The sequence below is a fragment of the Pseudomonas sp. S5F11 genome (assembly GCF_019641515.1).
Classification (GTDB): domain Bacteria; phylum Pseudomonadota; class Gammaproteobacteria; order Pseudomonadales; family Pseudomonadaceae; genus Aquipseudomonas; species Aquipseudomonas rhodesiae.
The window spans coordinates 2,927,527-2,948,833 of the sequence record NZ_JAIFJZ010000001.1; the positions used below are offsets into that span (position 1 = coordinate 2,927,527).

General features: G+C 61.6%; 16 protein-coding genes. 4 read left to right on the top strand and 12 right to left on the bottom strand.

Annotated features, from left to right (window positions below; genetic code table 11):
* Positions 1-181: 181 nt before the first annotated feature.
* The 8 genes from K1567_RS13330 to K1567_RS13365 form a co-directional block, all read right to left on the bottom strand.
* Positions 182-946, bottom strand: a complete 765-nt coding sequence (locus K1567_RS13330; protein WP_220698565.1) for an SDR family oxidoreductase — start codon at positions 944-946, stop codon at positions 182-184.
* 706 nt (positions 947-1,652) lie between these two features.
* Entirely contained in the window at positions 1,653-2,369 is a 717-nt protein-coding gene (locus K1567_RS13335) for an ABC transporter ATP-binding protein (RefSeq protein ID WP_034095634.1), read from the bottom strand.
* Positions 2,366-3,241, bottom strand: coding sequence for an ABC transporter ATP-binding protein (locus K1567_RS13340; protein WP_034095633.1), 876 nt, complete (start codon positions 3,239-3,241; stop codon positions 2,366-2,368). The genes K1567_RS13335 and K1567_RS13340 overlap by 4 nt, the downstream gene beginning before the upstream one ends.
* Positions 3,238-4,515, bottom strand: a complete 1,278-nt coding sequence (gene livM, locus K1567_RS13345; protein ID WP_034095632.1) for a high-affinity branched-chain amino acid ABC transporter permease LivM — start codon at positions 4,513-4,515, stop codon at positions 3,238-3,240. Before livM ends, K1567_RS13340 begins: the two co-directional genes overlap by 4 nt.
* A gap of 3 nt (positions 4,516-4,518) precedes the next feature.
* Positions 4,519-5,433 carry an ABC transporter permease subunit gene (locus K1567_RS13350; protein WP_034095631.1) on the bottom strand — a complete coding sequence of 305 codons (915 nt, stop codon included), beginning with the start codon at positions 5,431-5,433 and terminating at the stop codon, positions 4,519-4,521.
* 183 nt (positions 5,434-5,616) lie between these two features.
* Positions 5,617-6,753 (bottom strand): branched-chain amino acid ABC transporter substrate-binding protein, encoded by a 1,137-nt coding sequence (locus tag K1567_RS13355; RefSeq protein ID WP_034095630.1) that lies wholly within the window; start codon positions 6,751-6,753, stop codon positions 5,617-5,619.
* A gap of 374 nt (positions 6,754-7,127) precedes the next feature.
* Positions 7,128-8,411 carry an FAD-binding oxidoreductase gene (locus K1567_RS13360; RefSeq protein ID WP_220698566.1) on the bottom strand — a complete coding sequence of 428 codons (1,284 nt, stop codon included), beginning with the start codon at positions 8,409-8,411 and terminating at the stop codon, positions 7,128-7,130.
* A 106-nt stretch (positions 8,412-8,517) separates the two neighbouring features.
* Positions 8,518-10,008 carry an aldehyde dehydrogenase family protein gene (locus K1567_RS13365; RefSeq protein ID WP_040265920.1) on the bottom strand — a complete coding sequence of 497 codons (1,491 nt, stop codon included), beginning with the start codon at positions 10,006-10,008 and terminating at the stop codon, positions 8,518-8,520.
* A gap of 151 nt (positions 10,009-10,159) precedes the next feature.
* On the opposite strand from K1567_RS13365, the gene K1567_RS13370 reads away from it, so the two are divergent.
* The 3 genes from K1567_RS13370 to nadE all read left to right on the top strand — a co-directional run bounded on the left by K1567_RS13370 (position 10,160) and on the right by nadE (position 13,268).
* Positions 10,160-11,050 carry a LysR family transcriptional regulator gene (locus K1567_RS13370; RefSeq protein WP_094065098.1) on the top strand — a complete coding sequence of 297 codons (891 nt, stop codon included), beginning with the start codon at positions 10,160-10,162 and terminating at the stop codon, positions 11,048-11,050.
* A 172-nt stretch (positions 11,051-11,222) separates the two neighbouring features.
* On the top strand, positions 11,223-12,437 hold the full coding sequence (pncB, locus tag K1567_RS13375) for a nicotinate phosphoribosyltransferase (protein WP_034095626.1): 1,215 nt from the start codon (positions 11,223-11,225) through the stop codon (positions 12,435-12,437).
* A gap of 3 nt (positions 12,438-12,440) precedes the next feature.
* Complete coding sequence (gene nadE, locus K1567_RS13380) at positions 12,441-13,268, top strand: ammonia-dependent NAD(+) synthetase (protein WP_034095625.1); 828 nt, start codon at positions 12,441-12,443, stop codon at positions 13,266-13,268.
* A 105-nt stretch (positions 13,269-13,373) separates the two neighbouring features.
* Here nadE and azu read toward each other — a convergent pair whose 3' ends face one another.
* Entirely contained in the window at positions 13,374-13,820 is a 447-nt protein-coding gene (gene azu / locus K1567_RS13385) for an azurin (protein WP_034111536.1), read from the bottom strand.
* Positions 13,821-14,152: 332 nt separating this feature from the next.
* On the opposite strand from azu, the gene K1567_RS13390 reads away from it, so the two are divergent.
* Positions 14,153-14,335 (top strand): hypothetical protein, encoded by a 183-nt coding sequence (locus K1567_RS13390; RefSeq protein WP_034095623.1) that lies wholly within the window; start codon positions 14,153-14,155, stop codon positions 14,333-14,335.
* A gap of 46 nt (positions 14,336-14,381) precedes the next feature.
* Here the strand turns inward: K1567_RS13390 and K1567_RS13395 are convergent, their stop codons facing one another.
* From K1567_RS13395 to K1567_RS13405, 3 genes are all read right to left on the bottom strand, one after another.
* Positions 14,382-15,272 (bottom strand): transglutaminase family protein, encoded by an 891-nt coding sequence (locus K1567_RS13395; RefSeq protein ID WP_034095622.1) that lies wholly within the window; start codon positions 15,270-15,272, stop codon positions 14,382-14,384.
* Positions 15,272-17,758: a circularly permuted type 2 ATP-grasp protein gene (locus K1567_RS13400; protein WP_034095621.1), complete on the bottom strand. Its 2,487-nt coding sequence runs from the start codon at positions 17,756-17,758 to the stop codon at positions 15,272-15,274. Before K1567_RS13400 ends, K1567_RS13395 begins: the two co-directional genes overlap by 1 nt.
* A gap of 95 nt (positions 17,759-17,853) precedes the next feature.
* Positions 17,854-21,144, bottom strand: a complete 3,291-nt coding sequence (locus K1567_RS13405) for a DUF2126 domain-containing protein (RefSeq protein ID WP_220698567.1) — start codon at positions 21,142-21,144, stop codon at positions 17,854-17,856.
* Between the last annotated feature and the right edge of the window lie 163 nt (positions 21,145-21,307).

The following is a 21,307-nucleotide window of genomic DNA, read 5'->3' on the forward strand; positions in this document are numbered from 1 at the left end:
AATCCGCACGATACGGAGGGGCTTTCAGACAGGGAGTGTACCTTATGTCGTGTTTTGGCCGATTTGACGCCATCGGGGGCAAGTCCCCTCCCACAGTTGACCAGTGCACATCTTAGGTTTGTGAACACGGTCGAGTGTGGGAGGGGGCTTGCCCCCGATAGCAGCGACTCGGTCTAACGCCTTACTTGGCCCCCCGCTCAATCGCAAACCCAGCCCAGCTCTGGCTCACCGGCATCAACTCCAGGCGGTTGATGTTCACGTGCGCCGGGGTGTTAAGCACCCAGAAAATAGTGTCGGCGATATCCTGCGGCTGAATCGGCTCGGCGCCGGCGTAGGTGGCGTCGTAACGCTCCTGGTCACCGCCGAAACGTACCAGGGAGAACTCGCTTTCGCACAGGCCCGGCTCGATGTTGGTCACGCGCACGCCGGTGCCTTGCAGGTCGCAGCGCAGGTTCAGGGAGAACTGTTTGACGAACGCCTTGGAGCCGCCGTACACATGGCTGCCGGGGTACGGGTAGCTGCCGGCGATGGAGCCCAGGTTGATGATGCCCGCGCCACGACCATGGGCGATCAAACGTGGCAGCAGCAGATGAGTGGTGGTCAGCAGGCCTTTGATATTGGTATCGACCATGGTTTCCCAGTCGTCCAGGTTGCACTTGGGCGCGGGGTCGGTGCCCACCGCCAGGCCGGCGTTGTTGATCAAGCCGCGCAGGGTGGCAAACGACGGCGGCAGGTTAGCGATCGCGTCTTCCATGCCCTTGCGGTCACGCACGTCCACTACCAGGCCGTGCACTTCGGTCTGCTTGGAAAGTTCTTCCACCAGCGCATTCAAACGCTCGGCACGCCGGCCAGTGAGCACCAGTTTCCAGCCAGCCTGGGCGAAGCGACGAGCGCAGGCTTCGCCGAAACCTGAAGTGGCGCCAGTAATAAACAGCGTGTCGGACATGGTGTTCTCCTTGCGAGCGACGGGAAAAAATCAGCCAGCAGAATGCCCGTCCACCGCCGTTGCGGCAACCGCTAAGCGCAAGCACTGCGGCATGACTGGTTATTTTATGATCACTCGGCCCAAACCCTTGTACTGCGTAGCCTGTAGCCATATGCACGCAGGTTATCCACAGCTGCGCCCACAGTCTTTGGGGGCAAGTTCAAACCGGCCAAACCCGCTGTATACAAGGGCTGCGGGCTGTTTCGGAAAGTATTTTGCTTGACCTTCAGCGAGGCCTATGTAGGCCCGACACACGCTGAAAAATCCGCGCGATGGCTCCAGGCCAGTTATTTCGGCCCCTGCGGAGGTCTTTCCAGAGTTTAATCACAGACTTATCCACAGGCTTAACGGACATAATTCGGTCATATACCTGTGTCTTTAAACAGGTTGACAAACCCCTCGAACGCTCACGAAAAAACCACTGCTCAAAAAACAACCGCCAGGCTACAGGCCGCGGAAACAGAGGCTTTCAGCCAGCTACTCCCACGTTACCCACAGCCGGTTCCACAGTGGATGGGGACAAGTCAAAACTGTGACAAAACAGCGATTTGCGGCGGCTATATGTCGCGCTTTGGAGGGAGGCTGGATTTGTTTTCCACAATTTGGATCAGCCTTGTGGATCACTCAAAACAAATGCGGGGAGGAGCTTGCCCCCTCCCCCACGTCCTCAGTGCCCGCCGAGATAGGCGTTGCGCACTTCCTCGTTCACCAACAGCTCCTTGCCGGTGCCGGTCAGGCGAATCTCACCGTTGACCATCACATAGGCGCGGTCCGACAGACGCAACGCGTGGTTGGCATTCTGTTCCACCAGGAAGATCGTCATCCCGGTCGCCGCCAATTCGCGCAGGGTGGAAAAGATCTGCTTCACCACAATCGGCGCCAGCCCCAGGCTCGGTTCATCCAGCAGCAACAACTTGGGCCGGCTCATCAACGCACGGGCGATGGCGAGCATTTGCTGCTCGCCGCCGGACATGGTCATGGCGCGCTGGTTACGCCGCTCCTTGAGGCGCGGGAACAGCTCGAACATGCGCTGCATGTCTTCGCTGGCGAACTTGTCACCGATCGGGATGGTGCCCATCAGCAGGTTTTCCTCGACGGTCATGTCGGGGAACACCCGCCGCCCTTCCGGCGACTGCGCGATGCCGTTGGAGGCGATGTAGTGGGACGACTTGTGGGTAATGTCGACGCCGTTGTAGAGGATCTGCCCGGACTCGGCCCGAGGCTGGCCGAAGATCGACATCAACAGTGTGGACTTACCCGCACCGTTGGAGCCGATCAGGCTGACGGTTTCGCCTTCGTTGATGTGCAGCGAGACTTTTTTCAGGGCCTGGATCGGGCCGTAGAACACGTCCAGTTCCTTCATTTCGAGGATAGGTGCACTCATACCAGCTCCTCTTCGTCAGCGCCCAGGTAAGCAGCGATCACTTTCGGGTCGTTGCGGATCGCATCCGGCCCGCCTTCGGCGATCACGTTGCCGTGGTCCAGCACCACGATGTGGTCGGAAATATTCATCACCATGCCCATGTCGTGTTCGATCAGCACCACCGTCAGGTCGTGTTCGTCGCGTAACAGGCGAATCATCGCGCTCAGAGCTTCGGTTTCCTGAGGGTTGAGGCCCGCCGCCGGCTCGTCCAGGCAGATGATCTGCGGCCGGGTGCACATGGCCCGGGCGATTTCCAGGCGCCGCTGCTGGCCGTAGGAAAGCTCGCCGGCCAGACGGTTGGCGCAGTCCACCAGGTCCACCACTTCCAACCAGTAGAACGCATGGTCGAGGGCATCGCTCTCGGCCTTACGGTAGCCCTTGGTGTTAAGGATGCCCGCCAACATATTGCGGTTGACCCACATGTGCTGGGCCACCAGCAGGTTTTCCACCACGGACATTTCCTTGAACAGGCGAATGTTCTGGAACGTACGCGCCAGCCCCGCCCGGTTCACCAGGTGGGTGCCGCCGAACATCTTGTAGTAGACGCGGCTGAGGAAGCTTTTCGGCGATACAAAATCGGTGGCCTGGAAGCGCTCGCCCAGCAGTTGGATCACATTGGTCTGCTTGCCCCGCACGTTGAGCTCGATCTTGCCGCCACTGGCTTTGTAGAAACCGGTGAGGCAGTTGAACACCGTGGTCTTGCCGGCGCCGTTCGGGCCGATCAGGGCGAAGATCGAGTTGCGTTCGACCTTGAGGCTCACATCGCTCAAGGCCTTGATGCCACCGAAGTGCATCATCAGGTGTTCCACGCAAAGCACAACTTCCTTGCTCATGGCGCCACTCCTTTACGTGGTGTCACGCCGGTACGGCTGATGCGGATCAAACCGCGCGGTCGCCAGATCATCATCACCACCATCAACACCCCGAACAGCAATACACGGTACTCGGAGAAACTGCGCAGCAGTTCCGGCGCCACGGTCAACACGAACGCCGCGATCACTACGCCCACCGTCGAGCCCATACCGCCCAACACCACAATGGCCAGGATCAGCGCCGACTCGAAGAAGGTGAACGACGACGGGTTGACGAACCCCTGATAGCTGGCAAAGAACACCCCGGCCAAACCTGCCGTCGAGGCGCCAATGGTGAACGCCGAGAGCTTGACCAGCACGTGGTTCAGGCCCATGGAGCGGCAAGCAATCTCATCTTCGCGCAGGGCTTCCCAGGCGCGGCCCACCGGCATGCGCGTGAGGCGGTGCTTGATGTACAGCACAGCCAGCACCACCAGGAACAGCACGATGTAGATGAACATGAACTTGATGTTAGGGTTGTAATCGATGCCGAAGAACTCGTGGAACGGTACCCCGCCCTCCTTCGCTCTGCGCCCGAACTCCAGACCCAGGAAGGTCGGCGACGGCACGGGCATGCCGTTCGGGCCGCCGGTGAACGACAGCCAGTTATTGAGCACCAGCCGGATGATTTCACCGAAGCCCAGGGTCACGATGGCCAGGTAGTCGCCGTGCATGCGCAACACCGGGAAGCCGAGGATACACCCCGCCAGCGCCGCCGCGACGGCCGCCAATGGCAGCACCGACCAGAAGCCCAGGCCCAGGTATTGGTAACCCAGCGCCAGACCGTAGGCCCCGATGGCGTAGAACGCCACATAACCCAGGTCGAGCAGCCCGGCCAGGCCAACCACGATGTTCAGGCCCAAGCCCAGTAACACGTAGATCAGCCCGAGGATCACCACGGTCAACAGGTACTTGTTGGCAAAGATCGGGAACACGATGGCGATCACGATCAATGCTGGAATGATCCAGCGCAGCCGCGATTTGTAGTCCGGTGCCAGCACATGCACGCCGGAGCCACTGCTTTCGAAGCCCTGCAGGATCTTCACGCCCTTGGGGGTTTGCAGGAACAGGCTCATGGCAAAGCGGCCGACCATCACAATGGCGACCAGCAAGCCCACACGGGCGGGTTCCAGGTTGAAGCTGTAGCCGTCGAGGACCACGCCGACGATCGGACCGAACACGATCAGCGAAATCAGCCCGGCAAGGACCGTATCGACGACACTTTTCTTGATATCGATGGGTTTGGCAGCAGACATGTTTTACACCTTAGCCACGAGCGGACGACCCAGCAGGCCCTGAGGACGGAAAATCAGAATCACCACCAGCAGGGAGAAACTGAACACGTCTTTGTAGTCAGAGTTGATCAACCCCGAGAACAGCGATTCGGAGATCCCGAGGATGATCCCGCCGAGCATCGCCCCAGGTAGGGAGCCGATGCCGCCGAGTACCGCTGCGGTAAACGCCTTGATGCCGATGATGAAGCCGGCATAGAAGTCGAACGTGCCGTAGTTGAGGGTGATCAATACGCCGGCCAGGGCCGCCATGGCGGCACCGATCACAAACACGTAGGAGATCACGCGGTCGGTGTTGATCCCCAGGATCGAGGCCATTTTGCGGTCTTGCTGAGTGGCGCGGCACATGCGGCCGAGCTTGGTGTACTTGATGACGTAGGTGAGCAATGCCATGCCGGCGAAGGCAGCCAGCAGGATGAACACCTTGGTGTAGGTGAGCTGCACGAAGCCGGTGCCGATATCCACACGCCATGCGCCGGCGAGCAGCGTCGGCACGCCTTGCTGCTTGGCGCCCTGGGCGATCTGTGCGTAGTTCTGCAGGATCAATGAGATGCCGATGGCACTGATCAGCGGCGCCAGTCGGGTGGAGTTGCGCAGCGGTTTATAGGCGACACGTTCGATGACCCACCCGTAAACGCCAGTGACGACCACGGTAAAGATCAAGGTGCCGAGAATGAGCAGCGGGAAGGATTCGATGCCGAAGTAAGCCAGCAGTGCCAGACTGATCGCCGCGAGGTAAGCGGAAATCATATAAACCTCGCCGTGGGCGAAGTTGATCATGCCAATGATGCCATAGACCATTGTGTAGCCGATGGCGATCAGGCCATAGACCGACCCGAGGGTCAGGCCGTTGACCAGTTGCTGCAGGAAAATACCATCCATAACGCAATCTCACGCGGTGAGCACCTGCACACCCGGAGGTGCGCGGCGCTTCTGGAGGAAAAGTCAGATCTCAATCACAACGCAGTCCCAATGTTGGAGGGGGCTTGCCCCCGATGTGGTGGGTCAGCTAGACAACCGTTGACTGACACACCGCTATCGGGGGCAAGCCCCCTCTCACATGGATTACTTCTGCTTTTCCAACTGATGGTATTTGCCGTCTTTATCCCACTGGTAAACCACGTAGTCGGAGACTTTCAGGTCGCCTTTGGCATCCCAGTTCTTCTCGCCCATCACGGTTTTGACCGGGTGGGCCTTGAGCCACTTGGCCGCGTCTTCGCCTTTGTTGGATTTGGCGCCATTGAAGCCGGCGGCCAGGGCCTGGAGCGAGGCATAGGCATACAGGGTGTAGCCTTCCGGCTCGTAGCCCGCTTTGCGGAACTCTTCCACCACGGCCTTGCTGTCCGGCAGCAGACGCGGGTCGGCACCGAAGGTCATGTACACGCCGTCGACGTATTGCGCGCCACCGGCAGTGGCCACCAGCTCGTCGGTGACGATACCGTCATCGGACATGAACTTGACGTCCTTGAGACCCTGCTCGCGCAACTGACGCACCAGCGGGCCGGCTTCCGGGTGCAGGCCGCCGAAGTACACGACGTCGGCACCGGTGGAACGGATCTTGGTGACCAGGGCGCTGAAGTCTTTCTCGCCGCGGGTCAGGCCTTCTTCCAGCACCGGCTTGACGCCACGCTTGGTCAACTGCGCCGAGGTGGCGTCGGCCAGACCTTTACCGTAGGTGTCCTTGTCGTTGATCACCGCGACTTTCTTGCCCTTGAGCACATCGACGATGTAGTCGCCGGCCACGATGCCTTGCTGGTCGTCACGCCCGCACATACGGAACATGGCGCCCAAGCCGCGCTCGGTCACTTGGGGGTTGGTGGAGCCTGGGGTGATTGCGATCACGCCGGCCTCGTCGTACACCTCGGACGCGGGGATGGTGTTCGACGAGCAGAAGTGCCCGACCACGCCAATCACTTTGTCCTGGTCCACCAGGCGGTTGGCCACGGCCACGGCTTGCTTGGGTTCGCATGCGTCGTCACCGGCTACCAGCACGATTTTCTCGCCGTTGATACCGCCAGTCTTGTTCAGGGCGTCGGCCGCCGCCTGGGCACCCTTCATATACTGCTCACCGAACGACGCGTTGGCGCCGGTCATCGGCCCCGCTACGCCGATCTTCACATCAGCTTGAACAAACGTAGAAACACCCAGCGCCGCTGCAACGGCGAGAGCAAGAAAGCCTTTCTTGTAAAACGTCTGGGACATGAGTGGTGCTCCGATATTTTTGATTATTGGCACGACAACTTGCATTCAAACCTTTCACCGAAAGCTCAGAGCAAGCCTCGTGCCATTACGTTTTTATTCTTCAAAAAGACACGGTGTCATTGTTATTACAGGTGTTTCGGCTCCGCTCGCCAGGACGTGCAACCCCCTGGCGCGCGCAGGCGCAACCGCAAGCCCGAAAAGGTACAACCTCTACCGGTGCCACCTGCAACCAGAACCACAAACGACAGTTCCTACAGCGGTAACCCAAGGCGTAACGGAACTGCACATTTACAGTGCGTGATTGCTACGACTTGCACCAATACAGATTAGTAGCCTGCTAAGAAAACCCAGGGATTTGAAGGGTATTTCGCTGATCAGATGACAATCCTCAAGCATTGCCCCGCGTGATACAGCGAGAATCCTGCCTCATACAGGCAGCTGCGCAGACCCACCGCCGCCAACGGCTGCATCGGCGCAAACGGAATCGGCAATGCCTGGGGATTCTGGTGACAGATGTAGTCGGCAAACGCCTTGCCCACCACACTGCCGGTGGTCACGCCGCGGCCGTTGTAGCCAGTGACCGCCACCAGCCCCGGGGCCGGTTCGAACAGGCGCATCAAATGGTCGGGGGTGAAGGCAATGCAGCCGGTCCAGGTGTACTCCCACTGCACCGATTTGAGGTAAGGAAAATAGTGCTGCTGCACCCGATCGGCCCACGCCTTGAGAAACCATGCCGGTTTCTGGTTGCCGTTGCCCAGGCTGCCCAGCAACAGTCGGCCATCGGCATCGCGGCGGATACTGCTCAAGACCTGGCGGGTGTCCCAGGAGCCCTGGCCGCCAGGCAGGATTTGCCGCGCAGCGTCGTCACTCAAAGGCGCCGACGCGACCTGATAGTAGTAACCGGGGAAAAAGTTGCGGCGCAGCTCGGTCCATTCGCCTTCGGTGTAGGCGTTGGAAGCGATCACCACCTGTGTCGCCCGCACCGCACCGTGCTCGGTTTGCACCGACCAGTTCGAGCCCTGGCGTTCCAGTTGGGTCACCGGGGAATGGTCGAACAACTGACCGCCGAGCCCCATTGCGGCGTTGGCCAAACCACTGGTGTAGGCCATCGGGTTCAAGGTCCCCGCGCGCCGATCCAGCAACGCAGCAGCGATCTTTTTGGTGCCCGTGGCTTGCTCGCACGCCTGGCCGGTGAGTAATTCCACCGGCGCGCCACGGCGCTTCCATTGTTCTTCACGACTGCGCAGATCCGCCTCGCCACGGGCGTTATGCGCCATGTGCAACGTGCCCTCGCGACGCAGTTGGCAATCGATGTTGTATTTGTCGATCAGGCTGAACACCAGCGCCGGCGCCGCACCCAACATGCGGTTGAGCTGGCTGCCCACCGCTTCGCCGAAGCCGGCTTCGATATCGTCAGGGGGAATCCACAAGCCGGCGTTGACCAGCCCGACATTGCGCCCCGAACCACCGTGCCCGGTGCGATGAGCCTCCAGCACGGCGACGCTCTTTCCCTGTTCCAGCAAGTGAATGGCCGCCGACAGGCCGGTGATTCCGGCGCCGATTACGCACACATCCACGTTGACCTCGCCCTTGAGCGCGGCGCGATCCGGCCGGCTGGGGGTGAGGTGTTCCCACAAACATGTTTCGCGTAATGCCATTGCCAGACTCCGATGAGACCCAACAAACAACCATCTTGATGTGCTAGTGCGATCAAATGTGGGAGGGGGCAAGCCCTCTCCCCAGATTCAGTCCAACGTGCAGTAATCAGTCGAAAGTAATGCCCTGCGCCAACGGCAACTCCAGCGAATAGTTCACGGTGTTGGTCTGGCGCCGCATATAGCCGCGCCAGGCATCCGAACCCGATTCACGCCCGCCGCCGGTCTCTTTCTCACCGCCAAACGCGCCGCCAATCTCCGCGCCGCTGGGGCCGATGTTGACGTTGGCGATGCCGCAGTCACTGCCCACCGCCGACATGAACTGCTCGGCTTCACGCACGTCGGTGGTGAAAATGCACGAGGACAGGCCCTGCGGCACGGCGTTGTTCAAGCGCAGGGCTTCGGCGAAATCGCTATAGCCGACCACGTAGAGGATCGGCGCAAAGGTCTCAGTGCACACCACATCGCTTTGCTCGGGCATTTCCACAATGGCCGGCGACACGTAGTAAGCGTTGGGGTACTTGTCTTCCAGCTGGCGCTTGCCGCCGAATACCTTGCCGCCTTCGCTCAAGGCTTGCTCCAGGGCATCCTGCATAGCGTCGAAGCCGTGTTTGTCGATCAGCGGGCCGATCAGGTTGCCTTCCAGCGGATGGCCGATGCGCACTTTTGCATAGGCGGCCTTGAGGCGGGTGACGATTTCTTCTTTGACCGACTCATGGGCGATCAAGCGACGCAGGGTGGTGCAACGCTGGCCGGCGGTGCCGACGGCGCTGAACAAAATAGCGCGCACCGCCATGTCCAGGTCGGCGCTCGGGCCAAGGATCATGGCATTGTTGCCGCCCAGCTCGAGAATGCTGCGGGCAAAGCGCGCGGCGACCTTAGGCGCCACTTCGCGGCCCATGCGGGTGCTGCCGGTGGCGCTGATCAGGGCCACGCGCGGATCATCCACCAGCGCGGCGCCGGCGTCGCGGCCGCCGATGATCACCTGGCTCAGGTACTCGGGGGCATCGCTGAAGTTTTTCACCACGCGCTCGAACAGCGCCTGGCAGGCCAGGGCGGTGAGCGGGGTCTTTTCCGACGGTTTCCAAATCACAGCGTTGCCGCACACCAGTGCCAGCGCGGTGTTCCACGCCCACACCGCGACCGGAAAGTTGAACGCGCTGATCACGCCGACCACCCCCAGTGGGTGCCAGGTTTCACGCATATGGTGGCCAGGGCGCTCAGAGGCGATGGTCAAACCGTACAACTGACGCGACAGGCCGACGGCGAAGTCGCAGATGTCGATCATTTCCTGCACTTCACCCAAACCTTCCTGAGTGATCTTGCCGGCTTCCCAGGACACCAGCTCACCCAGGTCGGCCTTGTATTGACGCAGTGCGTCACCGAACTGGCGCACCAGCTCACCGCGACGCGGTGCGGGCACCTTGCGCCAGGCCTCGAATGCATGCTCGGCGCGACTGACCTGTTGCTCCACCTCGGCGGCACCCTCCCAGTGCACGCTGCCGATACGGCTGCCATCGATCGGCGAATGCACGGGCTGTTTCCCCGACTGGTACAACGCCGGGTTCACCCCGAGACGATCAAGCAATGCGGCAACCATGGGTCACTCCTTCAATCTGCGTACAAAAAAGTGCCGCGGCCGGCGCGGCGATCCAAAGCTTATTTGTAGCTGGCCCAAGACTTGCCAACAAACGACGATTAGGCGAGATATCATTCCGTTTATTCATGCCAAGAATTAAAAGAGGCACCCCGTGCTGAACAAACGACATTTGCCTTCGATCACCGCCTTGCAGTGTTTCGAAGCCGCCACTCGCCACCTGAGCTTCACCCGCGCCGCCGAGGAGCTGAACCTCACCCAGAGCGCGGTGAGCAAACAGGTGGCGCAATTGGAAGAGTTGCTGCAACACCTGCTGTTCCGCCGCGTGCGCCGGCGCTTGCAGATGACCCCGGCGGGCGATCTGTATTTGGTGGAAGTGCGCAAGATCCTCACGCAGGTGGAGATGTCCACCCATTACCTGCGCTCTTACGGCGGCGAGACCGAAGTGCTGCGGGTGTCCACGCCCTACACCTTCGGCGCGCGCTGGCTGGTGCCACGCCTCAAGGGCTGGCGCTTGCGGCACCCACAGATCCATTTGGACCTGTGCAACGAACAGGAGCCGGACGAACTGCTGCAAGGCAAGGCCGACATGGCCTTCTACTTCGGCCCGGGTTCACGCCCCGGCACCGAGAGCCTGAAGCTGTTCAGCGAAGAACTGGTACCGGTGTGCGCCCCGGAAAGCCTGCCCGCGCAGCCCTTTACCGACCCGACCCAATTGAGCGAACTGGTACTGCTGCAAAACGCTTCGCGGCCTCAAGGCTGGCACGACTGGTTCGCCAGCCAGGGCTACCACACCGAGCACAGCTACCACGGCCCGCGTTTCGACACCTTCTATATGTGCATCCGCGCGGCGCAGGTGGGGTGCGGCGTGGCGTTGTTACCGCGCTTTCTGGTGGAAGAAGAACTGGCCGACGGCAAGCTCGTGATCCCCTGGCAGCATGCGATGCCCAGCCAGGATGCGTATTACCTGGCTTACCCGGAGCACGCGGCCGAAGTGCCCAAGGTGCGCGAATTTGTGAAGTGGATGATGGAGCAAGTGATTTAGTGCCTGGAGTGGAATGCATTTCAAATGTGGGAGGGGGCTTGCCGCGATTAGGCCAGTGGCCTCACCGAAAAAATGTCTGGCAAAACCCCTCAGGTCTATGCGCCACTAGCCCCCTTTCCTTAATTGTGCGTAAAGGTCGGCCCCCTCGCCGCCCCATCTGGAGATTCCCGTTATGAGCGAGAGTGTGTTTGCCGATCGCATCGTGCAGAACCTGCTCGACACCGACTTCTACAAACTGACCATGATGCAGGCGGTGCTGCACAACTACCCCAACGTGGAAGTTGAATGGGAATTCCGTTGCCGTAACAGCGAAGACTTGCGCCCCTACCTGGCGGAGATCCGCTACCAAATCGAGCGCCTCGCCGAGCTGAGCCTGAGCCCGGATCAGCTGGGTTTTCTGGAGCGCATCAGCTTTATGAAGCCGGACTTTCTGCGCTTCCTGGGGCTGTTCCGCTTCAACCTGCGCTATGTGCAGACCGGCATCGAGAACGGCGAGCTGTTTATCCGCCTGCGGGGGCCATGGCTGCATGTGATCCTGTTCGAAGTGCCGTTGCTTGCCATCGTCAGCGAAGTGCGCAACCGCTACCGCTACCAGACGGTGATCCTCGAACAAGCGCGCGAGCAGTTGTACCGCAAGTTCGACTGGCTGACGGCCAACGCCAGCAGCGACGAGCTGTCGGAGCTGCAAGTGGCCGACTTCGGCACCCGTCGGCGCTTCTCGTACCGGGTGCAGGAAGAAGTGGTCAGTGTGCTCAAACATGACTTCCCCGGCCGATTCGTCGGCACCAGCAACGTGCACCTGGCCCGCGAGTTCGACATGAAACCCCTGGGCACCATGGCCCATGAATGGATCATGGCCCATCAGCAGCTCGGCCCGCGCCTGATCGACAGCCAGATCGCCGCGCTCGATTGCTGGGTTCGCGAATACCGTGGCCTGCTGGGTATCGCCCTGACCGACTGCATCACCACCGACGCGTTCCTCGGCGACTTCGATCTGTACTTCGCCAAACTCTTCGACGGCCTGCGCCATGACTCCGGCGACCCGGTGCAGTGGGCGGAAAAAGCCATCACTCACTATCACAAGCTGGGTATCGAGCCGATGAGCAAGACCCTGGTGTTTTCCGACAGCCTGTCGCTGCCCAAGGCCCTGGAGATTTTCCGCGCATTGCGGGGCCGCATTAATGTGAGCTTCGGTATCGGCACCAACCTGACCTGTGACATTCCAGGGGTGGAGCCCATGAGCATTGTGCTTAAAATGACCGCCTGCAATGGCCAGCCGGTGGCGAAGATTTCCGATGAGCCGGGCAAGACCCAATGCACCGACCCGAATTTCGTCGCCTATTTGCGTCACGTTTTCAAAGTACCTGCCCTATCCAGCAAGGAGTGAACCATGCAAGCCGTACAGCGTGAGATTGCGCAGCAGCTCAAGGTCCAAGCGCCATTCAATGACCAGGCCGCGCTTGAAGCCGAAGTGGCGCGGCGCGTGAAGTTTATTCAGGACTGCCTGCGCAACTCCGGGCTCAAGGCCCTGGTGCTGGGCATCAGTGGCGGCGTCGACTCCCTGACCGCCGGCCTGCTGGCTCAACGGGCGATGCAGGAATTGCGCGCCAGCACCGGCGACGAGGCCTACCGCTTCATCGCCGTGCGCCTGCCCTATGAAACCCAGTTCGATGAAATCGACGCCCAGGCGTCGGTGGACTTTATCGACCCGGACGAACGCCACACCGTCAATATCGGCCCGGCGGTCAAAGCCCTGGCCAATGAAGTGGCGGTGTTTGAAGGCAAGGCGGCGGTGTCCCGCGATTTTGTGTTGGGCAACACCAAAGCGCGGATGCGCATGGTGGCGCAGTACACCATCGCCGGGGCGGCTGGCGGCCTGGTGATTGGTACCGACCATGCGGCGGAAGCGGTGATGGGCTTTTTCACCAAGTTCGGCGACGGGGCCTGCGACTTGGCGCCGTTGAGCGGGCTGGTAAAGAACCAGGTACGTGCGATTGCGCGGCACTTTGGTGCGCCGGAATCCCTGGTGGAGAAGGTGCCGACCGCCGACCTGGAAGACTTGTCGCCGGGTAAGCCGGATGAGGCGTCACATGGGGTGACTTACGCCGAGATCGATGCGTTCCTGCATGGCGAGCCGGTGCGGGAAGAGGCGTTCAGGATCATCTGCGAGACGTATCGCAAGACTGAGCACAAGCGAGTCATGCCGTTTGCGCCGTGAGTTGAACCAGGCATGAAGTCATCGGGGGCAAGCCCCCTCCCACCTTGGATTGTGAATACAGTCAACTGTGGGAGGGGGCTTGCCCCGATGAACGATTACGCGCGCTTACTTGACGACCACAGTGCCCTTCATCATCGAGATGTGGCCTGGGAACGAGCAGAAGAATGCGTAATCAGTACCCGCGGCCAGCTTCGACACGTCGAAGGTCACGGAATCTTTCTCGCCAGCACCGATGATCTTGGTGTGGGCGATGATGCGGGCGTCGTCTTCTTTCAGGTAGTTCTTTTCGATACCGGCGGCCATGCCATCGGTCGCGACCGGCTGCATGTCAGCGGCGCTGGTCAGCACCCAGTTATGGCCCATGACGTTTTTTGGCAGGCTGCCGGAGTGAGTCAATTCGACGGTGAATTTTTTGCAGCTCTTGTCGATCGTGATTTCCTTGGTGTTGAAGGACATCTGGTCAGTGGAGTCGACGGTAATCTTGCACTCTGCAGCCAGCAACTGGCCGCTGGCCAATGTCAGCAGGGAAACAGCAACGATTTTGGCAAACATGTGAATCTCCAAGGCAGGGTTAAAAACGCATGATGCGGCAAGGGTGCCTGAGACAGGCACGATTTCCTATGATCTGAATCAACAAATTGTATACAACTTTAGGCTATCAGACCTATCGACATAATCAACCGGCCAAAGTGCCGCAGCCTGCTTATGATCGGCTCCATCATCCACTGGAGTCCGAGCCATGCGCCTCAACCAACTGTTCAACGGCCTGCTGGCCGCCTACGCCTGCGGTAAGTGAAGGCCAAGCGCGCTGCTAAGCTGCTACCATGGCGACCCGAGGCAGCCGCGTGCCGCCCACCCTCACCTTCGACCCTAGAGGATTGCCCATGGCCAAACCTAATTACTCCTTCGCCAAACGTCAGAGAGACTTGGCCAAGGAACAGAAGAAAGAGGAAAAGCTACAACGCAAGAAAGCCGCCGCCGATGAAGAAGCCGGCGCGCTGAACCCGGATGCCGATGGTGAAGAAACGAGCGACGAGACCGAAACACCAAAAGATCCGGCTGAATAATTTTCTTTGTGGTGAACGGGCCCGCCCTGTTCACCACAATTCATCGTTACTCCAGCGGCATCACCGTCACCCGCACTTCCGGGTCATGGCTCCCTCCCCCCAGAATCACCCCACGCAACGGCGACACATCGGAAAAATCCCGGCCCCAGGCCAGGGTGATGTGCTCCAGTGCCGGCTGTACGTTATTTGTCGGATCGAAATCCACCCAGCCCGACACCGGGCAATACACAGAAACCCACGCATGGGACGCATCGGCGCCGATCAGCCGTGGCTGGCCGGGTGGCGGCTGGGTGAGCAGGTAACCGCTGATATAACGCGCCGCCAGGCCACGGGAGCGCAGGCACGCAAGCATCAGGTGGGCGAAGTCCTGGCACACGCCGCGACGGCGTTCCAGCACCTCCACCAGCGGTGTAGCGACCTGGGTGGCTTCGGCATCGAAGGTGAATTCGCTGAAGATCTTCTGCATCAACGCTTGCACGCCCAGCAGCAATGGCCGCCCCGGCGCGAAACAACTTTCGGAGAAATCGACGAAGGTTTGCTTCAAATGCACATAGGGCGACTCGAAGCGATAACGGCAAGCTTCGATCGCCTCGGGCGACATCGGGCGACTGCTGTAGGTCAGGCTGTCGCGGGTTTGATCCCAGGCGGGTGACCGGGCGAAATCCGGCGCCGGGCGCGCCAGTACTTCCACGGTCAATCCGGCATTGACCAGCAGCTCGTCATGGGGTCGCTCGAACGCCAGGCGCGTGATGGGGTTGCCGAACACATCCAACTCATCGCGGCGTGAAGACGGCGACGGACTGATATCCAACTGTTGCGCGCTGCAGCGCTGCCACTCACACGCACGCGGCCACAGGTGCGCCAACTGCTGGGCCAGGGACACCGGGCTGTCGTAGTGGTAATGGGTATCGTGGAAAATCTGATAGCGCGCACTCATCACAGCGACACCGTTTGCTGGCTCACATCATCCACATGGGCAAAGTGGCGCAGCGCCAGGCGATCCGACACTTGCCCACTCTCATCGGCCACCGCTTGCAGCAGGTCAGCCAGGCCATCCAGCGCGGCGCGTACGCCGGACTCGCCGAACAGCGGGTTCTCCAGGCAACTCAGGTCGAAGCGCGTAAGGCGCTCCACCAACGGCCCCAGGCCGGTTTCTCGCGGCACGCCAAAGTCGTCGTTGAGCCGCCGCAAGGTGCGGCTCACCAGTTTGAGCTGGAACAACACCGCATGGGGGTTCTGCTCGTCCAGCAGCAACAGGTCGAGCACCGGGATCAGTTGCGGCACCGCCAGGTAGCGCGAGCGGTAGGTGATGCTGCTGTTGCCCAATTCCAGCAACCATTCCAGCCCCGCTTGATCAAACACCGCCACGCCGCGCAGGAACGCCGCAAGGCTGCTGCTGAGAAACTGCAGGCGCTCGATGCGCCGCCCCATCATCAAGAAGCGCCAGCCTTCATCGCGAGTCATGTCGTCCAGGGCGAACCCGGAGAGCGCCGCGAGGGACATCACCAGGCGGTTGAGAAAGTCCAGCAACTCGCCGAAGTCCGCCGTTTCGCGCTCCAACTCCAAGGCTTCGCGCTGCAGCTCCACCAGGGCCTGCCAGTTTTCCCGGGACAACTTGCCGCGCACCTGGGACGCCGCCCACTGCAAGCGTTGCAGGTTGGCGCGCAGGCTCGACGGCCAGTCGTCACCGAGCAACGCGGCCAGCAGACGCTCGGGCAGGTCGCCCTCCTCCGGCAACAAGCGCAAGTTCTCGCCCAGTTCCACCGCCGCCTGCAACGCCAGCGGGTCGTCGCCGTCGACATAGCGGGCCAGCACGATCCGCAGCCAGCGCGCGCTGTCATCGCAGCGCTCGCAATACCGGCCGAACCAGAACAGGTTTTCCACCACCCGCGAGGGCAGATACGGGTCGCGGCGCACTAGATCATGGGCGCCGATGGAACGTTGTGCGCGCCACTGTTCGCCGCCGGGCGCCCGCTCGCCGAGCACCCAGGTGTCTTTGCTCGCGCCACCGCGCTGCATCGACACCACCTCGGCATCGGCTTCGGCGGCGACGCGCGTCAGGCCGCCTGGCAGCACGCGATAGCCGTCGTCACTGGCCACGGCATACACGCGCATGCCGATGGCACGGTGCTGCAGGTGATCCTCTTCGGTGTGCCACACCGGCGCCTGGGACAGTTGCGCCAGCTCTTGGGCCACGTACGCGTAAGGGCGCGCGCGCATACGTTCGGTCAGGGCCTGGCGCTGCGCATCATCCAGATCGCGGCCAAACACGGGGGTAAAACTCTGCGACGCAAATGCCGGTTTGATCAGCAACTCCGGCAGCTTTTCCAAGGCTTCGGCAAGCACTGGCGCCTCGCCGCACCACCAAGTGGCGATGGACGGCAGGATCAGTTCTTCGCCAAACAAAAACTGGTTGATTTTCGGCAGAAAGCCCAGCAAACCCGGAGACTCCAGCACGCCGCTGCCCAGGGCATTGGCCACCAGCACATTGCCCTGGCGCACCGCATCGAGCAGGCCGGGCACGCCGAGGGCTGAGTCGGTGCGCAGCTCCAGCGGGTCGCAAAAGTCGTCGTCCAGGCGGCGCATGATCGCATTCACGCGGCGCAGGCCACTGAGGGTTTTGAGGAACACGCGGCTGTCGCGCACAGTGAGATCGCCCCCCTCCACCAGCGGATAACCGAGCTGACGGGCGAGGTAGAGGTGTTCGAAGTAGCTTTCGTTGAAACGCCCGGGGGTGAGCAGCACGATCAGCGGCGTCTGATCATCGCCGGGGGCCTGGCGCGCTAAGGTTTCCTGCAGTGTGCGGAAAAAACCGGTGAGGTGCTGCACCTGCAAGTCGCGGTACAGGTCCGGGAAGGCACGGGACACGATGGTGCGGTTTTCCAAGGCGTAGCCGGCACCCGACGGCGCCTGGGTGCGGTCGGCGGTGACCCACCAGCGGCCATCCGGGGTGCGCGCCAGGTCAACCGCATACAGGTGCAAAAACGTGCCATCGGGCGGCTGGATGCCCTGGCACGGCCATAGGAAGTTGTTATGCCCGAACACCAGTTCCGCCGGCAGCAGACCTTCCTTGATCAAGCGCTGCGGGCCATACAGATCGGCCAGCACCGCGTTGAGCAAGCGCGCACGCTGGGCGATGCCGGCCGCCAGATGCTGCCACTCGTCAAAGGCCAGCACATGGGGCAACAGGTCCAATTCCCATGGGCGGTCGGCGCCTTTAGGGTCGGCGTAGACGTTGTAGGTCACGCCGTTTTCCTGGATCTGCCGGGTCAACAGCGCCTGGCGCTGGGCCAGCTGCGCCGGGGTGCTGCGCTGCAGGTGATCGAGCAGGCGTCGCCAATGGGCACGCACTACGCCGCTGTCGTCCAGCAATTCGTGATAAGTGCCCGCGGTCAGCGGGTAACGGTCGAGCAAGTCGGACATGGAACGCTCGGCAGAGGCAAAGGAGCTCAGATTAACTCAGATTCATTGCAATCAACGGTGGGCGGGAGCTGGGCCCTCCCACCTTACAATCGCAGTCAGTCATTCTTATTGGGAAAGCGTCGTAGATCCAGGGTCATCGGTAATTCATCGTTGATCACGATGGTCGGTACGGGGAGCTTTCCGGGTGTATGGCCGAGCCGTAAAAACCGCGCCATGCGCCGGCTCTCCGCCTCGTTGGCATTCACCGGCAAGCTGTCGTAATTGCGCCCGCCCGGATGCGCAACATGGTACTGGCAGCCGCCCAGCGAGCGCTGCATCCAGGTGTCGAGCAGGTCGAACACCAGCGGCGCATGCACCGGGATGGTCGGTTGCAGGCAGTTGGCCGGTTGCCAGGCGCGGTAGCGCACACCCGCGACGAACTCACCGACACGACCAGTGGGATGCAGCGGCACCGGGATGCCGTTGCAGGTCAGCAGATAACGTTGTGGCGGCAGGCCGGTGAGCTTCACTTGCAGGCGCTCCAGGGACGAATCCACATACCGCACCGTGCCGCCCGCCGCGCCCTCTTCGCCCAGCACATGCCAGGGTTCCAGGGCCTGACGCAATTCCAGCTCGATACCGCTGACGGCATAGTCGCCGACCTTGGGAAAACGAAACTCCAAGTGCGCGGCAAACCATTCGGCCCGCAGCGGATACCCGGCGGCATTGAGTTCGACGATAACGTCGGCAAAGTCCTGCTCGATAAAGTGCGGCAGCAGGAAACGGTCATGCAGCTCGGTGCCCCAGCGCGCCAGCTTGGCCGGGGCGTAGGGTTCACGCCAGAACCGCGCGACCAAGGCGCGCAGCAGCAACTGTTGGGTCAGGCTCATGCGCGCATGGGGCGGCATTTCAAAGGCACGCAGTTCCAACAGGCCCAGACGGCCGGTGGCGCCGTCGGGGGAGTAGAGTTTGTCGATACAGAACTCGGCGCGGTGGGTATTGCCCGTGACGTCGATCAGCAGGTTGCGCAGCAGGCGGTCGACCTGCCACGGCGGGCATTCCTCATCGGGTTCGGGCATTTGCGCGAAGGCGATCTCCAGCTCGTACAGCGCATCGTTGCGCGCTTCGTCCACCCGCGGCGCCTGGGACGTGGGGCCGATAAACAGCCCGGAAAACAGGTAGGACAACGACGGGTGGTTATGCCAGTAACTGATCAGGCTGCGCAGCAGATCCGGGCGGCGCAAGAACGGCGAATCCTTGGGCGTGGCGCCGCCGAGTACGAAGTGGTTGCCACCGCCGGTGCCGGTGTGGCGCCCGTCGATCATGAATTTTTCCGTGGTCAGTCGGGTTTGTCGCGCCTCTTCGTAGAGAAACTCGGTGCGCTCTACCAACTCGTCCCAAGTGGCGGACGGTTGCACGTTGACCTCGATCACACCCGGGTCCGGCGTGACCCGGAAGTTGCTCAGCCGCGTATCGGCCGGTGGTTCGTAGCCTTCCAGCAGCAGCGGGCAATGCAGTTCTTCTGCGCTGGCTTCGATGGCGGCGACCAGTTCCAGATAATCTTCCACGCGCTCCAGCGGCGGCATAAACAGGTACAGCCGCCCTTCACGAGCCTCGGCGCACAGCGCGGTGCGGGTCAGCCAATCGGCGGACTCGTCCACCTGCGGCACGCGTTCGTCGCTGGGGGCCGGCTCGGCGTGGTTGTGCAGTTGCGCGTTATCCGGCAGCTCCGGCAGATCCTGGTTAGGGTCTGTGGGGTGCACGAACGGATACTCCGCCGCCGTTACCCAGGGCTGCGACGCCAATGGCAGGCGGTAGCCCAGGGGCGAGTCCCCCGGCACCAACCGGCAATGGGTATCGCGCAGGTACCAGCGCCCGCTCTGCCAGCGGTCATTGGCCGCCGTGCGCGCCAGCGGCAGCACATGGCCGATGACTTTATCCAAACCCTGGCTGAACACTTTGCGCAGGCGCTCGCGTTCAAGTTCGTCGCTGAGTCGCGGGTCTTGGGCCGTGACGTTCTGCGGCAGTGCACCTTCGCGCCACAGGTAATAAAACTGATCTTCGAAGGCCGGGAACACGAAACGCGCCGGCAATTTGAGGCGCTCGGCGACGCTGGCCAGGAAGCGCCCAGCCAACTCGTCATTGGCGCCGTAGTCCCGCTGCTCGTCGGCGATCAGTGCGCTGTTGTGCCAGATCGGCACGCCGTCGCGACGCCAATAGCAATTGAGCGACCAGCGCGGCAGTTGTTCGCCCGGGTACCACTTGCCTTGGCCGAAGTGCACCAGGCCCTGGGGCGCGTAGTGCTGGCGCATGCGCTGGAACAACTGGGCAGACAGGCGCCGCTTGTCCGGCCCGAGCGCGGCGGTGTTCCACTCGGCGCCGTCGGGGTCGTCGATGGACACGAAGGTCGGTTCGCCGCCCATGGTCAGGCGCACGTCGTGCTTGAGCAGGTCGCCGTCGATCTGCCGGCCCAGGGCATGGATCGCGCGCCACTGCTCTTCGGTGTAGGGCTTGGTGACACGCGGTGCCTCCCAGATCCGCTCCACCGACATTTCGTGGGCAAACTCGCACTCGCAAGGCTCCACCAGCCCACTGATCGGTGCGGCAGAGGAAGGATCGGGGCTACAGGCCAACGGGATATGCCCTTCCCCCGCGAACAGGCCGGAGGTGGCATCCAGGCCGATCCAGCCGGCACCAGGCAAGTACACCTCACACCAGGCGTGCAGGTCAGTGAAATCCACATCGGTGCCGGACGGCCCGTCCAGGGCTTTGACGTCGGCGGTGAGCTGGATCAGATAACCCGACACAAACCGCGCCGCCAGCCCCAGGTTGCGCAACAGTTGCACCAGCAGCCAGGCCGAGTCGCGGCACGAACCCGAGGCGTTTTCCAAGGTGAATTCCGGGGTCTGCACACCGGGTTCCATACGGATCAGATAGCCGATGTCCGCCGCCAGGCGCTGATTGAGGCCCACCAGAAAGTCCACCGCCGGCAGCGGCGTGCGGTCGATACCAGCCAGGTAAGCGGCGAACTTCGGCGTCAGTGGCAGGGTTTCCAAGTACGGCGCCAGCTCGCGCTGCTCGTCGGCGGCGTAATTGAAGGGAATGTTTTCGGCGTAGGGCTCAAGAAAAAAGTCGAACGGGTTGAACACCGCCATCTCGGCGACCAGATCGACTTCAATGCGCAGTTCGGCGGTTTTTTCCGGAAACACCAGGCGCGCCAGGTAATTGCCCTGGGGGTCTTGTTGCCAATTGATGAAGTGCTGCTCGGGCAGCACTTTCAGCGCATAGGACAAAATCCGCGTACGGCTGTGGGCCGCCGGGCGCAAGCGCACAATTTGCGGGCCGAGTTCGACAGCACGGTCGTAGCGGTAATGCGTAACGTGGTGCAACGCGACATGAATCGACACGGCGGCCTCCTGCGAGCCAGGGCATGGGCACATAGCGCGCAAGACTTATGCCAGAGCAGCGGTCATTGCGCGTTATCGTAAGACCCGGTGCAGTACAGCACCAAAACGGCGCCATCGTAGAGGGCAATAGTGCAAGCGTTGCACCTATTTGTGACGCGAGTAG

Coding starts and splice junctions, on each gene's coding strand:
- K1567_RS13365 (WP_040265920.1), bottom strand. CDS start 10,008: ATGGTTGCCGCATTGCTTGATCGTCTCGGGGTGAACCCGGCGTTGTAC.
- K1567_RS13395 (WP_034095622.1), bottom strand. CDS start 15,272: ATGAGTGCGCGCTATCAGATTTTCCACGATACCCATTACCACTACGAC.
- livM (WP_034095632.1), bottom strand. CDS start 4,515: ATGTCTGCTGCCAAACCCATCGATATCAAGAAAAGTGTCGTCGATACG.
- pncB (WP_034095626.1), top strand. CDS start 11,223: ATGAGCGAGAGTGTGTTTGCCGATCGCATCGTGCAGAACCTGCTCGAC.
- K1567_RS13400 (WP_034095621.1), bottom strand. CDS start 17,758: ATGTCCGACTTGCTCGACCGTTACCCGCTGACCGCGGGCACTTATCAC.
- K1567_RS13350 (WP_034095631.1), bottom strand. CDS start 5,433: ATGGATGGTATTTTCCTGCAGCAACTGGTCAACGGCCTGACCCTCGGG.
- K1567_RS13335 (WP_034095634.1), bottom strand. CDS start 2,369: ATGAGTGCACCTATCCTCGAAATGAAGGAACTGGACGTGTTCTACGGC.
- K1567_RS13390 (WP_034095623.1), top strand. CDS start 14,153: ATGGCCAAACCTAATTACTCCTTCGCCAAACGTCAGAGAGACTTGGCC.
- nadE (WP_034095625.1), top strand. CDS start 12,441: ATGCAAGCCGTACAGCGTGAGATTGCGCAGCAGCTCAAGGTCCAAGCG.
- K1567_RS13340 (WP_034095633.1), bottom strand. CDS start 3,241: ATGAGCAAGGAAGTTGTGCTTTGCGTGGAACACCTGATGATGCACTTC.
- azu (WP_034111536.1), bottom strand. CDS start 13,820: ATGTTTGCCAAAATCGTTGCTGTTTCCCTGCTGACATTGGCCAGCGGC.
- K1567_RS13330 (WP_220698565.1), bottom strand. CDS start 946: ATGTCCGACACGCTGTTTATTACTGGCGCCACTTCAGGTTTCGGCGAA.
- K1567_RS13355 (WP_034095630.1), bottom strand. CDS start 6,753: ATGTCCCAGACGTTTTACAAGAAAGGCTTTCTTGCTCTCGCCGTTGCA.
- K1567_RS13360 (WP_220698566.1), bottom strand. CDS start 8,411: ATGGCATTACGCGAAACATGTTTGTGGGAACACCTCACCCCCAGCCGG.